Below are 14,362 nucleotides of genomic sequence, written 5' to 3' on the forward strand. Positions count from 1 at the left end.
ACAGCTGCAAAAGGCACTGAGCAACCGATTCTTTGACTCACTCGACGAGCTAACAACAGCGATCGACACCGCTCTCGACAAACTCTCCGTCCCTAAAGTGAGCAATTACTTCTAGTGTCTACTATAGTGTTGTCCCAACAGTAGTCGCTGGCTTCGTTCGCGCAGTAGAGGAATTGTTCGGCGGTTTCGTGGAGGTCGTCGTGGTACTCGTCGGGAAAAACGAGCTTGACGGGTGCGGTACGTCGGACCTCCATATCTCAGATATGAAGGTATCGGTACTTAATATCTGGCAGGAGGGATGCTACAGCACCGTGGTTTAATTGGTAGTGCGTAGGCCTACTCGCTCACTCCTTAAGACCAAAGGCTCCACCTCAAACCTAAAGTCGCGGGCAACCCGGACATCATCGAGTCACAGGAGCGACAGCGGCACTGTCCAGAACGTGTCGTGGGCGTCGTCGAGCGCGGCTTCGGGCTTCCCGGTGGCGTCGACGGCGGCGGTGGCGTCGGCGTCGAACTCGTCCAGCAGCGTGCCCTCGCCGACGACGAACACGTGCTCGGCCTCGACGCCCTCCAGCGCGCGCTGGCACTTCTGGAGGTGTTCAGTAATCTGGCTCTCGCGGCGGCGCTCGAAGCGGTCCTGCGAGAACCCGCCCTTCGAGTGCTTGCCCTTCACGTCGCTCTCGAACCCCTCGAAGTGGACGCGCTCGGGCTGCGGCCCCTCGCCCATCTCGGCTTCGTAGACGCCGAGCGCGAACAGGTCCGCGCGCACGACGGCGAGCGCGTACCGCCCGGTCGGCGCGAGCCACTCGCGATCCACCTGCACCGTGGAGTCCCACGCCTCGAACGCCGCCGGCGGGTTCGGCGGGCGGAGCGCCGCGGAAAGCAGGCCTTCCCGGTCGCGGACGACGAGACAGGGCGCGGCGCGCTCCACGAGCGGCGCGCGGTCGCCGAACGCCTCCCGCACGTCCTCGGGCGGGTCGTTTGGCACGTACGCCGTGAGCACGCCCTCCTCGGTGCTCTCGATGCTGTCGAGGAGCGCGACGACGCGCTCGCGACGCTCCCCGCGGAGGTCCCGACGCCCCCGGAATTCGGGGCCGCCGTCCTCGCCGCCCAGCCGCTCGACGCGATCCTCCAACTCGATAATCCTGTCCTCGAGTTCGTTGACGCGCTGCTCGGCTTCCTGCTTGTCGCGGACCGCCTCGCTGCGGCGCTCGCTCTCGGCCTCCAGTTGCGCCTGCAGGGACTCTTTTTCGTCTTCCAGTTCCTCGATGCGCTCCTTGAGTGCCGCGCGCCCGAGGAGTCTGTCCAGCATGGACGAATGGCGACAGCCCGGCCGCTTAGGCGTTTCCCACCTACGGTCGGAGTGTTCGGACGGGCAGACGAAACTAGCGGAGACGACTCGGCCTTGTGAAAGCCCTCGGCGCGCTCGCGGTCGTTCGCTCGCTGCGCTCGTTCCTGTGGTGCTTACGTCGCGAAGCGACCATGTGAACGCGAGCGCGCCTCGCCCTTTCGACCCGCCAGGAAACCGGATTCTCAGCCCGCTAACGCTAGCGTCGTCCTACGGGCGAAGCACACGAGCCGCTACTCCGGGTCGCAGCAGCGCGGTCGGTGGAACCTCCATGCTGAGCACGCGGCCGTACGTCGAGGACACCTCGCCGTCGTCGTGTGCGGTGTCGACGACGCGGGAGACGTAGCGGTCGAACAGGCGCGTCGGGAGCGAGCGCGAGCCCTCCGTCTCGTCGAACGCGAGGTCCGCGGTCGTGGCGAGCAGCCACGCGACGTCGACGACGTCGCTGGCGCTGTCGAAGAAGCGGCGTGGGAGGTCGTCGGTGCCGTCGGCGAGCGCGTGGCCGAGCAGGACGGCTTCGAGGCACGCGACGGACATCCCCTGCCCGTAGACGGGGTTGAAACTCGCGACGGCGTCGCCGAGCACGACGAGGCCGTCCGGGAACTCGTCGAGCGCCTCGTAGCGCCGCCGGCGGGTCGCCGGGAACGGGTAGTGCGCGACCTCCTCGACGAGTGGCTGCGTGGCGAGAATGTCGGCGAGGTCGTCGATGGGGAGCGTGCGCGCGAACTCGCGGAGCGCGTCGACGTCCGTGGGTGGGTCGTCGCCGTGGACGCCTTGGAGCGTGACGAGCCAGCGGTCGCCTTCCACGGGAAACACGCCGCCCCCGCGGGGTTGCTGGGGCGACGGCGGCACGAAGTACGCGCGGCGGTCGTCGGGCGGACGCTCCACGACGGCGGTGCTGTACGCCACGTCCACGGTGAGGTCGTCACCCGGCGGGGCGTCGTAGCCGTGGGATTCGAGCCACGACGGCGTCGAACTCGCGCGGCCCGTCGCGTCCACGACGAGGTCCGCTCGGAGCTCGTCCGTGTCGTCTCCCTCCCTAATTTCGATGCCCGTCACGTCGTTTGTGTCGTCGGCGAGGTAGTCAACGACCTGCGTCTCGCCGCGGAGCGTAACGCCATCGCGGGCGGCGAGCCGCTGGCGAATCGCGTGCTCGAACAGCGGGCGGCTCGCCGAGTACAGCACCTTCGGCTGCGGGCCCGTGGCGAGCACGCCACCCTGCTGGTAGTACGTGAGGTCCGTCGTCCAGTCCAGCATCAACCCGCCGGCCTCGACGAGCGTCTCGCCGTAGCCGGGGAAGAGGTCTTCGAGGGTCGCGCGCCCGGCTTCAAGGAGGACGTGGGGCTGACGGGACTGCGGGACGCCGCGGCGCGCGCTCGCGTCGGCGGGGAGCGGGTCGCGGTCGATGACGGTCACGCGGTCGAACGCGTCGTCGAGCACGCGCGCCGCGACCATACCGGCGACACTCGCGCCGACGACGACCGCGTGGTCGCCGACGGCGGGAATCGCGTCGGGGTCGTACCGTGGGACGGACGCCAGCGTCACTGGTCGGGTGGTGCGTGGCAGGCGGGTTAAGCGTTCCCGGTCGGCCTCAACGCTTTTGCGCTTTGTGAGGAAAGATAACACGTGACGATTGCACTGACGGACTGGGTCGACATCGACGACGCCTCGCCAGCCGAGCGGCTGGTCGTCGAGTCTGTCGTCGCGCCCGGGCCGCGGGTGTCGGCGGGCCCAGTGTCAGTGCGAGAACTCGTGGAGCCGCGCGTTCCGACGGCCGAACTCGCGTGGGAGAACGAGGAGTAACTCAGACTGCGCCCATGTCGAACAGGCGGGCGGCGTGGTCGCGTTTCGCGAGTAGGACTTCCTCCAGCGACGGCGGGTTCTCGACGTCGACGTTCTCGAGGACGTCCTCGGGGACGGCGAGCGTGCGCTCGGGCACGTCGTCCTCGCCGTGGACCGAGAGGTGTGCGGGGCCGATTTTCATCACGAGCGGGAGGTCTGTCCGGGAGATGCCCTCGTCGTCGGCGTAGAGCTGCTCGTTGACCCGTTCGTGGTGACGGCTGTTGATGGCGGCGCGGTCGCCGCGCGTCGGTTCGACGTACAACCGTCCGAGGTAGTAGCCGCTGGAGAATGCCTCGAACATGTATGCTAACGTTTGCCACGGGAGCACATAAGCGCTCCGGCGAACCCTGAAGTCGTCGCGCAATTCCACCGAGAGCAGACACCCTTATCCGGGCTCGCCGCTAACTCAGGGTGAATATGGACTCGGGGGCACTGCTCGACATACTCGGCAACGAGAACCGGCGACGCATCCTCCGACTGCTCGCGCGCAAACCCTGTTACGTCACGGAAATCTCGGAGTACCTCGGGGTCAGCCCGAAGGCGGTCATCGACCACCTCCGCCGGCTGGAGGACGCCGGCCTCGTGGAGTCGGAGGTCGACGACCAGCGCCGGAAGTACTTCCACATCGCCGAGAACCTCCGACTGGAGGTGCGGCTGTCGCCGTTCGACTTCGGGGCGAAGTCCGCGTATCCCGCGAGCGCGGACCTCGACCTGACGCGGTGCCAGCACGTCTCCATTCGAATCCGCCAGGACCGCAACGACGACGTCGCGGACCTCGCGGGGAAACTTCAGGAACTCAAGGACCTCGAACGCGAGCTGTCGCTGGCCCAGCGCTGGGTGCAGGGCCGGCTCGCGGACGTCCAGGACCAACTCGGGGAAGCCGTCGGCGACGGGAACGAACGCCTCTACGCGGACGTGCTCGCGGCGCTGGCGTCCGGCGAGCGCTCCGCGAGCGCGGTCGCCGCCACCCTCGACGCACCCGAGCCGCTCGTGGAGGGCGTCCTCGAGACGCTGCGCGAGCAGGACGTCGTCGAGCGCGCGGACGGCGAGTGGCACATCGCCGAGTAGCACGCGAGTAGCAACCTTTTCGTCGGCGCGCCCGGAAGCAGCTCGACATGAACCAAGGGGACCGCGTGCGCGTCGACCGCGACGGCACGACCCACGAGGGCGTGCTGTTGCCGTCGGCCGAACCCGACCACCTCGTCGTGAAACTCGACTCCGGCTACAACATTGGCGTCGAGCGCGACGCGGCCGACGTCGAAGTACTGGAGCGAGACGTCTACGACGTCGAGAGCGAATCCGAGGAGGGGGCCGCCTCCGAGGTCGAATTCGACGACGATCTGCCGACCATCGCGCTCATCTCGACTGGTGGCACCATCGCCTCCACCGTGGACTACCGCACGGGCGCCGTCACCGCGCAGTTCGACGCCGAGGACGTGCTGCGGGCGGTGCCGGACCTCGCGGGTCGCGCGAACTACCGCGGCCGCGTCGTGGCGAACATCCTCTCGGAGAACATGGAGCCGCCCATCTGGCAGGAGCTCGCCGACGCCGTCCGCGAGGAAATCGAGGCGGGCGCGGACGGCGTCGTCGTGATGCACGGCACGGACACGATGCAGTACTCCGCGAGCGCGCTATCGTTCATCCTCGACACGCCCGTCCCCATCGTCTTCACGGGCAGCCAGCGCTCCGCGGACCGTCCCTCCTCGGACAACGTGATGAACGCGGTCTGCTCGGTGGAGGCCGCGAAGGCCGAGGCCGCCGAGGTGATGGTCTGCATGCACGCCTCCGAGAGCGACGACCGCTGCGCGCTCCACCGCGGCACGCGCGTGCGGAAGAACCACACGAGCCGCCGGGACGCCTTCGAGACGGTCGGCGCGGAGCCGCTCGGCTACGTCGACTACGACGAGGCCAGCGAGGAAGCAGCCGCCGAATCCCGTGGCGTCCAATTCACGAAGGCGTACGCCGAGCGCGGCGAGACCGACCTCGACAGCAGCCCGGACCTCGACAGCAGCCCGGACCTCGACTCGGACGTCGAACTCGTAAAATTCACGCCGGGGATGGACGACACGTTCTTCGACCTCTGCGAGGGCAAGTCCGGTGTGATTATCGAGGGGACGGGGCTCGGCCACGTGCACACGGACTTCATCGACCGCATCGAGGAACTCGTCGAGGACGGCACGACGGTCGTGATGACCAGCCAGTGTCTCGACGGTCGGGTCTGCGACCGCGTCTACGACACGGGCCGGGACCTCCTCGACGCCGGCGTCGTCGAGGGCGAGGACATGCTCCCCGGCACCGCGAAGGTGAAACTGATGTGGGCGCTCGCGAACACGGAGAGCGTCGCGGAGACGATGCGGACGCCGCTCGCGGGCGAAATCACGGACCGCTCGGTCCCGTGGGAATGACCGGGGACGTCGAGATTCGGCCGGCGGAACTCGCGGACTACGACGACGTGGTGGCGTTCGCAAGCGACACGTGGGCCGACCGCCGCGAGGACGGCGACTACATCCCGCAGGTCTTCGAGGACTGGGTCGAGAGTGACGGCCCGCGCCAGCGCACGCTCGTCGCGGACACTGGCGACGATATCGCCGCAATCGCGCAGTTCGTCCTGCTCTCCGAGCACGAGGCGTGGGCGCAGGGGATGCGCACGAACCCCGACTACCGCGGGCAGGGCGTCGGCTCGACGCTCGTCCACGACGGCTTCGACTGGGCGCGCGAGCAGGGCGCGACGGTCGCGCGCAACATGGTGTTCTCGTGGAACGTGATGGGGCTCGGGCACTCCCGCGCGACCGGCTTCGAGCCCGCGACGGAGTTCCGCTGGGTCCACCCCGAACCCAACGACGAAGCCACCCCGGAGCACGAACTCACGAGCGACGCGTACGCCGCGTGGCAGTTCTGGCAGGACAGCGCGGCCCGCGACCACCTGCGTGGGCTCACGCTCCACACCGGGGAGTCGTGGGCGCTCTCGGAGCTCACGCGCGACCGCCTCGCCGCGACCGCCGACCGCGACGCCCTCCAGGTCGTGCAGGACGACGCGGGCACCCAGGGGTTCGCGTTCCGCTCGCGCACGTACGAACGCGAAGAAGACGGAGAAGCACAGACGTACGCGGAGTACGGCGTCGCGGCGTGGGCCGACCAATTTGCCTGTGCCTCGCTGCTCGACGCGATTGCCGCGGACGCCGCGAGCGTCGACGCCGACCGCACTCGCGTGCTCATTCCCGAGACCGCGGCAGCGGTCAGCGACGTCGCGGTCACACGCACCGAAATCGGCGAGGAACCGGACTTCGTGATGGCGGCCGACCTCACCGCCGACTACCGGGCGTGAGCAGCGAAACGTTTTGTCGCCGGGCGCGGTAGCCCCGGGCACTCGAATGCGCGAACTCCGCGGCATCTCCTTGGACCCCTCGGACTTGACGTACCGCCAGCGCCTGATTCTCGCGTACGCCGGCGGCCTCGTCTCGGTCGTGCTCGTGTTCACGGGCCTCTACTACTGGGGGATGGCCGTCCTGGAGGCGCGCCCGCGGTCGCCGTACCAGGCGTTCAACACGGTCATCGAGGTGATGACGACGACCGGGTTCGGCGCGGACTCGCCGTGGGAGACGCCGCTGATGAACCTCTTCGTGGCGGGGATGCAGGTCTCGGGCGTCGCCGTCGGGTTCGTGACGCTACGCGTGCTCGTCATCTCGCTGTTCGAGCGCACGCCCGTGAACCTCGACGACCAACTCACGGCCAAGGACGGCCACGTCGTCGTCGCGGAGTACCGCCGCGACAGCGAGGTGCTGCTGGACGAACTCGAAGCGATGGACGTCGACTACGTGCTCGTGGAGTCCGACCGCGAGGAAGCCATGCGGCTCTCCGACGACGGCTACCAGGCCATTGACGGCGACCCGGAGGACAGCGAGGACCTCAAACGCGCGAGCATCGGGAAGGCGGACGTGCTCATCACGGACACCGACGACCGGACGGCTAGCGTCGTGTTGACCGCGCTGGAGCACAACGAAGACCTCCGGGTCGTGAGTTTCACGGCGTCGACCAGACGGAAGGCCGCGCTCGCGGAGGTCGGCGTCGACCGCAGCGTCGCGCCGCACGCGCTCATCGGCCAGCGGCTCGCGGAGAAGGCGACGACGCCGGTCTCGGTCGGCGAGGAGGCGACCGACGAGGTCGCCATCCGGGAGCTGCTGGTGCGCCGGGACAGCCCGCTGCACGGCGTCCGCGTCCGGGAGTCGCCGCTCGCCAGCCACCCCGAGTTGACGCTCGTCGCGGGCTGGTTCGACGGCGAGTTGCGAATCCCGCCGTCGCCCGAGGAGCGGCTCACGCCGAACACCGTCCTCGTCGTCGCGGGGCCGGCGGCCGTCATCGACGAGGTCGCCGGCGAAATCGCGGGCGTCCAGCGCTCGCGGATGCGCGACCACTCGCGGGTCGTCGTCGCTGGCCTCGACGAGGGCGGTGCCGCAGCCGTCGAGTCGCTGCCCGACGACGTCGAGGTGACGACCGTCGACGAATCCTCGGAGGCGAACCCGGACGTCGTCGGCGACGCCACCGAGCCGGAGACGCTGGAAGCCGCGAACGTCGCGGACGCGACCGCGTTGGTCGTCACGGTGAACGACGACGCGACCGCGCTGCTGACCGTCGCGATGGCGCGCTCGCTGTCCAGCGACGTGGAGGTTCTCGTGCGCGTGACGGACACGGAGAAGGCCTCGGCGGCGTTCCGCGCGGGCGCCGACTACGTGCTCTCCGTCCAGCGCGTGAGTGCGCGCCTCGTCGCCGCGGAGGTGCACGGCGAGCGCGTGATGGACCCGGTTGGGCAGATTCGTCTCGTCCGCGCAGACGCGGCGCCGTTCGTCGGCCAGACGGTCGCGACGGCGAGCGACCCGGAGAAAGGGTGGACAGTCGTCGGCGTGGTCCACGACGGCGAGGTGAACACGAATCAGGCCGCCGCAATCGAGGCCGGCGACGAGGTGTTCGTCGCGGGCAGCGACCGCGCCATCCGCGGGTTCGAGCAGTCCGTGGACTAATTATGCGAGCCGCGCCGGGTCACCCGCGTAGTCGGCGACGCCCGGGTAGTCGGTGATGACGCCGTCCACACCCGCATCACTGCACGCGACGGCGTCCTGCCAGTCCGTGACGGTCCACGCGTTGACGGTGCGGCCGTCGCGGTGCGCGTGCTCCACGAGGTCTTCGCTGAGGCCGTCGACCGGTGCGTGGAGCGAGCGGCAGTCGAACTCGCTGGCGCGCGTGAGTCCGCGGTCGGTGTCGAGGCACAGCGCCGCGCGCAGCGTGTCCGGCAGCACTTCGGTGGCGGCTTCGAGCGCGCCGTCGAAGAAGGAAGAGAGCACGACCGGCGCGTCGCAGTCCGCGAGCGCGTCCGCGACGGACTCGACGAACGGCCGCCAGACGGCTGCGTCCGGTCCCGAAAGACCGAGGCGGGCGTCCTTGTGGCCCGGGTTCTTCAGTTCGACGTGGAACTCCACGCCGGCAGGCACGAGGTCCGCGACGTCGGCCAATGTCGGCACACCCTCGCCACTCCCGAGTACGTCTACGTCCGCGAGCGTGCTCGGGTCCGCGTCCCAGACGAAGCCCTCGGCGTCAGTGACGCCGCGCGAGTCGCCGTCGTCGTCGAGGCGCTGGTCGTGGAAGACGACCGGCGTGCCGTCGGCTGCGGGCTGGACGTCTACTTCGATGCCGTCCGCGCGCTCGCGGGCCGCGCGGACCGCCGCTGCGGTGTTCTCGGGCGCGACGCCGGCGAACCCGCGGTGGGCGATGGTGAACATCAGCCGCCGCTCACCGGCGGGAACAGCGCGAGCTCGTCGTCCGGGTCGAGTTCCGTGTCGAGGCCGTCCGCGTGGGCGACGTTCTCGCCGTTGCGCAGGACGTTGATGTGCTCGCGAACGTCGCCGTCGTCGGTCAGCACGCGGTCTCGGAGCGCGGGGCGGTCGGCGAGCAGGGCGTCGAGGGCGTCGCCGACCGTCTGGGCCGACTCGTCGACGGTGATTCGGCGGTCGCCGCCGACCTCCGCGAGGTCCGCGAACAGCTTCCACTCCATGCACGACCCTCGGCGACGGCGACGCATAGGTGCTACGGGGTCGGCAGCGCGTGCGACGAGCTACTGGCTCGGCGACTCCTCGGCCGGTTCTTCGGCCACGGCTGCGGCGGTGTCGACGCGGCGCGCGACGTCCGGCCGCGCGACCACGTAGAGCGTGTCGCCGGCGGCGAGCGTCCGCGACGCGCTCGGGATGGCGGAGACGCCCGCTTCGCCGCGGACCGCGACGACGGTCCCCTCCACTGTCGCGACGGTCGCGCCGTCGAGGCTACTGCCGGCTTCGACGGTGACGACGACCATCGTCTCGTCGGCGGCCCGCAGCAGGGACGCGAATTGGCGGTCCGCGCCCGGCTCGTACGGCAGCGTGAGCAGCCGGTAGTCGCCGCCCGCGAGCTTGCGAGCGTCGTACTCGTCCAGCGACAGCGTCACGGTGTCCTCGCGGGTCGCGCGAATCTCGGCGGTGGCGACGCGCTCGGCGGCCTGGTCTTCCGTGCTCGGCTGCCACACCTGCACGAGGTCGCCGGGGCCGGCCGCGTTCGGCGGGTCCGCGTGCACGCCGACGGCCGCAGTTCCGGGCGGGAGCGTCGGGCCGATGCCGGCGGTGCGACTCCCGAGCGCGAGGTAGGTCGCGGTGCCGTCGTCGGCGAGTTCGACGTCGACGTAGCCCACCTCGTAGTCGTCTTTCAGCCGCGTGACGACGCGCTCGCGGAGCTCCTCGACGGTGAGCCGGCGCGGGAAGATGAGCGTCTTCCCCGACAGCTCGGCTTTGACGTCGTCGGCGACCGGGTCGTACCCCTCGATGTCCTCGATTTCCTCGGGGAGTTCGACCGCGACCGCGCGCCCCACGGCTTTCACGAGCCGGCCGACGTCGCCTTCGAGCTCGCGGACGCCGGTCGCGGCCAGAATCTGGATGCCGACGCGGTCCCCGCCGCGACGCGCGGCGGGCGCGACGAGCACCGCAGCGCCGAACACGGCGAGGTTGAACACGACCGCTTCGAGGGAGAGCACGTCCGTTCGACCGGCGATGGCCTGCCCGAGCGCGACCCGCGTGTTGAGGTAGAACGCGACCACGGAGACGTTCACGAGCAGCGCCACGCCGGACGGGAGCTCCTGCCGGAAGTACCACCGGAACGCGGCCGCGAGCACGGCGACAGAGACACCGGCAGCGAGGATGACGCCGCCGCCCTGCGCGATTTCGGTCGTCGACACCGGCATCACTTCGCCACCTCCTCGAAGGCGTCGAGTTCACGGCGCGGCCCGGCGACGAACAGTTCGTCGCCGGCCGACAGCGCGACGTCGCCGTTCGGAGCGACCGTCCACGAGCCGTCGTGCCGGACCGCCAGCACCGTGATACCGTACGTCTCTCGGACGTTCGCCTCGCCGAGCGTGGTGCCGACGACGGGGGCGTCCGCGCGGAGCGTGAGCCGACGAACGCGCTGGCCGCCCCGGCGCAACAGCCCGAGGAGTTCGTACTCGCGGCGGGTACCACGGGCGCGCACGACGATGCGCGTTCGGTCGGCGGCGAGTAGGGACTCCGCCTCCGGCCGTTGCACGGCGACGGTGACGCGGCCCTCGCCACCAGTCGTCGTCGGCGCGGGCGTCGCCACGGGTTCGGCCTCCTCCGCTTCCTCGGCCGCGGGCGCGGTCGGTTCCGTCGTGGGTTTCGTGCCGGACTTCGCGGAGACGACGGTGCCGTCGACGCGCTCCTCGCCCGCCAGCACCGAGACCTCGTCGCCGCGCGCGATGCCCGTGGGAACGAGCGCGGGCACCGACACCGCGCGCTTCCCGACTGGCGTGCGCTTGGAGACGCCCGCGGCGGGCGGCGCTGCGGCGACGGTCGCGCGACCGTGCTCGTCGACAGTGACGGTCGCTTCCTCGACGTCGAAGTCCGACCGCAGGCGGTCGACGAACCGCGTCTCCAACTCCGAGAGCGGGAGGTCGGCGGGGAACCGCCACTCCGCGTCGTGAATCGACGTGCGCAGCGACTCCGGCAGCGGCGGGTAGCCTTCGAGGTCGCGGACGCCGCCGACGACGCTCACCGTGACCTCGTTGCGGCCGCCGACGAATTCGATGGCGTCGGTGTGGAGCGTGCGCTCGCGCAGCGACTTCAGGCTGAGCCGGCGCGGGAGCGACGCGCCCATCTTGTCGCCGACCGAGTGCGTGTAGAACGTCAACATCGCGACGACCAGCAGCGCCACCACCAGCGTCGTCGAATTCGCCGCCTGCGTAATTGTCGGGTCCGCGAACGCGAGGAAACCGCCGTTGACCCCCGCGAGCGCGACGCCCAGCACCACGACACCGAACGCAGGCACGGAGAGCCCGGTGACGTACCGGAAGAGGAAGCCGAACCCGAACGACACCAGCGCCGGAATCACGCCAGCCAGCAGTCCGAGATAGATGCCGTGCAGCGCTTGCACGGGAGTGGAAGTCATACGACCGAGCACTCGCGCCCGGGACAAAACGCTACCGACGCGTGCCGCCGTGTTTAAGACGGGCGACCACGCCCGTGGTGACATGGACGTACCGGGCGTGAAGCGAGTGACCGGACGGGTCGCGGTCGCGTTGACCCTCGCAGTCGCCGCGCTGTCGGTCGGCGTCGGCATCCTCGGCATTGTCAACCCGACCGCGAATTTTGGGCCGTTCGCCCAGCACATCCCGCCCGCAATCAGTCAGACCGCCGGGTTCACCGGCTCACTCACCGGCTTCCTGATGGTGATGAGCGCGTTCGGCCTGCGCCGCGGCCTCCGGGTGGCGTGGTACTCGACGATGGTGTTGCTCCCGGTCACCGCTGGCCAGGGGCTCGTGCAGGCGACACCGTACTCGGTGCCGCTGGTCGTGTTGTCGGTCGTCGCGTTCCCCGTGCTCGCCGTCGCGCGCAGTCGCTTCGACGAGCCGATTTCGCTGTCCACCAGCCAGTTGGCGGCGGGCGGCGCGCTTGCCGGCGTGCAGGCGTACGGCACCATCGGCACGTACGCGCTCCGCGGCGAGCGCGGGTTCACGGGCGTGAACACGATGCTGGACGCGTTCTACTACACGCTCGTCACCTCCAGCACCGTCGGCTACGGCGACCTCACCCCGACCACGCAGGAGGCGCGGCTGTTCTCGCTGTCCGTGCTCGTGCTCGGCACCGCGAGTTTCGCCGTCGCGCTCGGCGCGCTGCTCGGCCCCGCCCTCGAAGCCCGGTTCGCGAGCGCCCTCGGACGCATGACACAGAGCGACCTAGAGTCCCTCGACGGCCACGTGGTCGTCGCGGGCTACGGCGACCTGACGGAACCGATTCTGACCGAACTCGCTGCCAGCGGCCGCCAGTTCCTCGTGGTGGCCCGCGGTGGCACCGACACCTCGGAACTCCGCGACCGCGACATCGACGTCCTCGCCGGCGACCCCGCCGACGAGAAGGTGCTCGAACGAGCGGGCGTCGAGCGCGCGCGAGCGGTCGTCGCGGCGACCAACGACGACGGCGAGGACGCGCTCGCGATTCTCACCGTCACCGAGGCGTTCCCCGACGTTCGCGTGGTCGCCGCCGCCACCGAGCAGGAGAACGAGCCGAAACTCCGCCGCGCGGGCGCGAACACCGTCATCAGCCCGATGGTCATCGGCGGTCGGCTGTTGGCCCGCTCCGCGCTCGGCGACGACCAGGCCGAGCAGGACGCCGCCGACGTCGTCGACGAAGTGTAGTCAGGCGGTGTGGACGACTGCGATGTCCGTCTCGAGGTCGCGGACGCGCTCGTAGGTCGGCCGCGAGAAGAACTTCGAGGCGGCCGAGCGGTCGGTGCTCGCGCCGAGGAAGACGAGGTCGTAGTGGGCGTCGTTGCGCTCGACGAACTCCTCGATTGACGACCGCGAGACGCGCGTCTCGCAGCGCGTGCCCACGGTCTCCGTGAGGTTGGCGAGCATCGACTCGGTGCGGCGGCGCTCGCGCTCGGTGTCGATGCACGAGCAGACGCTGATGGAGCCGTTGCGGCCGGCGAGGCGCTCGGCGTAGTCCAGCATCGCGTGCGCGACGTCGGAGGCGCTGCGCACGGGGACCATGATGCGCTTCCAGCGCGTGCGCTCGCCGGTCGACTGGAGCGCGACGACGTCGACGTCGCTCCCGAACAGCGTCCGCAGGAACGGCGTCAGCGTGCCGTCCTCGTCGCACTCGAAGGGCGTGACGACGAGGTCGCAGTTCGCCTCGTCGGCGGTCGAGAGCACCGTCCCCGCGGGGTTGCCGTTCGCCACCGCGACCGCCACGTCGCAGGGGACGCCGACACTCGTCTCGATGCGCGCGGCCTGCTGTTCGAGTTCGCGCGCGGCGGCGTCGGCGGCCCGCTCCTCGGCGGTGGACTCGGCGTCCTCGACGTAGTCCGCGCCCTCACCGCCGATACACTCGCGCTCGGCGGCCGCAATTTCCTCGTCGTCGACGACGTCCAGCAGCACGACCTTCCCGGCGTCGTGGGCGGCCGCGATGCGCGCGCCCAGCATCGCGGTCTGCTCGGCGGTCTCCCCGCGCATCGGCACGACGACGTGGTCGTCGGCCTCCGTCGTCCGGTAGAGGTAGCGGGCGCGCTCCTCGTAGAACTCGCGGCGCCACAGCACGAACACGACCGCGACCAGCGACGCCGACAGCGCGACGGCGACGACGTACGCGAACTGCGCGGTGCCCGTGACGAGCACGAGCAGCGCCGTCGAGAACGCGGTCGGGAGTTCGAGGTCCAGCGCCCACGTCACGCCGGCCGTGAGGAAGACGCCGAGCGCGGCCGCGCCCGCGTCGAGGCCGATTGCGGACGTCGGGACGCCGTACGCGAGCGCGGTGAGTTCGACGGCGCCCCAGCCGCAGAGCGCGCCGACGGTCAGCCCGCCGACGAACGTCCGCGGGTTCGAGTAGCGGCCCTCCGGTTCGGCGAACAGCGTGTACGTTCCGGATGCCAGCGGCGGGAACAGGAGGAACGAGACGACGTCGACCGTCTCCGAGAGCAGCGTCACGAGCCCCACGAGCAGCGGCACGAACAACAGCACGGAGACGTGGAGGAGGTTGCTCGTCGTCTCCAGCCACTTCCGGAACGAGCGGAGTTCGCGGCGCTCGATGCGCGCGGCGCGCTGCCGGGCCGCCGCGAGCCGCCGCCGCAACTCCGAGAACATGTGCACGCAGT

The 14,362-nt window shown here is 70.2% G+C and carries 14 protein-coding genes and 2 pseudogenes; 7 read left to right on the forward strand and 9 right to left on the reverse strand.

Annotation, left to right across the window (positions count from 1 at the left end; translation table 11 throughout):
• Positions 1–115, forward strand: a pseudogene (locus LPA46_RS14845) (IS630 family transposase); the annotation flags it as partial.
• Positions 116–125: 10 nt separating this feature from the next.
• Here LPA46_RS14845 and LPA46_RS19265 read toward each other — a convergent pair.
• The 3 genes and pseudogenes from LPA46_RS19265 to LPA46_RS14855 all read right to left on the reverse strand — a co-directional run.
• Positions 126–254, reverse strand: a pseudogene (locus LPA46_RS19265) (transposase); the annotation flags it as partial.
• A 155-nt stretch (positions 255–409) separates the two neighbouring features.
• On the reverse strand, positions 410–1,312 hold the full coding sequence (locus LPA46_RS14850; RefSeq protein ID WP_230893162.1) for a Vms1/Ankzf1 family peptidyl-tRNA hydrolase: 903 nt from the start codon (positions 1,310–1,312) through the stop codon (positions 410–412).
• 246 nt (positions 1,313–1,558) lie between these two features.
• Positions 1,559–2,893, reverse strand: a complete 1,335-nt coding sequence (locus LPA46_RS14855) for an NAD(P)/FAD-dependent oxidoreductase (RefSeq protein WP_230893163.1) — start codon at positions 2,891–2,893, stop codon at positions 1,559–1,561.
• Positions 2,894–2,974: 81 nt separating this feature from the next.
• Between LPA46_RS14855 and LPA46_RS14860 the strand changes: the two genes are divergently transcribed.
• Entirely contained in the window at positions 2,975–3,151 is a 177-nt protein-coding gene (locus LPA46_RS14860; RefSeq protein WP_230893164.1) for a hypothetical protein, read from the forward strand.
• A gap of 1 nt (position 3,152) precedes the next feature.
• On the opposite strand, the gene LPA46_RS14865 is transcribed toward LPA46_RS14860, so the two are convergent.
• On the reverse strand, positions 3,153–3,491 hold the full coding sequence (locus LPA46_RS14865; protein ID WP_230893165.1) for a DUF5802 family protein: 339 nt from the start codon (positions 3,489–3,491) through the stop codon (positions 3,153–3,155).
• 116 nt (positions 3,492–3,607) lie between these two features.
• Between LPA46_RS14865 and LPA46_RS14870 the strand changes: the two genes are divergently transcribed.
• From LPA46_RS14870 to LPA46_RS14885, 4 genes are read left to right on the forward strand one after another with little or no spacing between them, the layout of a single operon-like run.
• Entirely contained in the window at positions 3,608–4,258 is a 651-nt protein-coding gene (locus LPA46_RS14870; protein WP_230889290.1) for an ArsR/SmtB family transcription factor, read from the forward strand.
• 47 nt (positions 4,259–4,305) lie between these two features.
• A complete protein-coding gene (gatD, locus tag LPA46_RS14875) occupies positions 4,306–5,595 on the forward strand; it encodes a Glu-tRNA(Gln) amidotransferase subunit GatD (protein WP_230893166.1) in 1,290 nt (429 codons plus the stop codon).
• A complete protein-coding gene (locus LPA46_RS14880) occupies positions 5,592–6,515 on the forward strand; it encodes a GNAT family N-acetyltransferase (protein WP_230893167.1) in 924 nt (307 codons plus the stop codon). Before gatD ends, LPA46_RS14880 begins: the two co-directional genes overlap by 4 nt.
• Before the next feature lie 46 nt (positions 6,516–6,561).
• A complete protein-coding gene (locus tag LPA46_RS14885) occupies positions 6,562–8,205 on the forward strand; it encodes a potassium channel family protein (RefSeq protein ID WP_230893168.1) in 1,644 nt (547 codons plus the stop codon).
• Here the strand turns inward: LPA46_RS14885 and LPA46_RS14890 are convergent, their stop codons facing one another.
• The 4 genes from LPA46_RS14890 to LPA46_RS14905 are packed head-to-tail and all read right to left on the reverse strand — an operon-like array spanning position 8,206 to position 11,662.
• On the reverse strand, positions 8,206–8,961 hold the full coding sequence (locus LPA46_RS14890; RefSeq protein ID WP_230893169.1) for a glycerophosphodiester phosphodiesterase: 756 nt from the start codon (positions 8,959–8,961) through the stop codon (positions 8,206–8,208).
• On the reverse strand, positions 8,961–9,233 hold the full coding sequence (locus LPA46_RS14895) for a ubiquitin-like small modifier protein 1 (protein WP_230893170.1): 273 nt from the start codon (positions 9,231–9,233) through the stop codon (positions 8,961–8,963). Before LPA46_RS14895 ends, LPA46_RS14890 begins: the two co-directional genes overlap by 1 nt.
• Before the next feature lie 60 nt (positions 9,234–9,293).
• On the reverse strand, positions 9,294–10,445 hold the full coding sequence (locus LPA46_RS14900; protein ID WP_230893171.1) for a potassium transporter TrkA: 1,152 nt from the start codon (positions 10,443–10,445) through the stop codon (positions 9,294–9,296).
• Positions 10,445–11,662 (reverse strand): potassium channel family protein, encoded by a 1,218-nt coding sequence (locus LPA46_RS14905; RefSeq protein ID WP_230893172.1) that lies wholly within the window; start codon positions 11,660–11,662, stop codon positions 10,445–10,447. Before LPA46_RS14905 ends, LPA46_RS14900 begins: the two co-directional genes overlap by 1 nt.
• An 82-nt stretch (positions 11,663–11,744) precedes the next feature.
• Between LPA46_RS14905 and LPA46_RS14910 the strand changes: the two genes are divergently transcribed.
• A complete protein-coding gene (locus tag LPA46_RS14910) occupies positions 11,745–12,908 on the forward strand; it encodes an NAD-binding protein (RefSeq protein ID WP_230893173.1) in 1,164 nt (387 codons plus the stop codon).
• Here LPA46_RS14910 and LPA46_RS14915 read toward each other — a convergent pair whose 3' ends face one another.
• Positions 12,909–14,351, reverse strand: coding sequence for an HPP family protein (locus tag LPA46_RS14915; protein ID WP_230893174.1), 1,443 nt, complete (start codon positions 14,349–14,351; stop codon positions 12,909–12,911).
• Between the last annotated feature and the right edge of the window lie 11 nt (positions 14,352–14,362).

Origin of the sequence: Halobacterium sp. KA-6, assembly GCF_021029015.1 — an archaeon.
GTDB lineage: Archaea > Halobacteriota > Halobacteria > Halobacteriales > Halobacteriaceae > Halobacterium.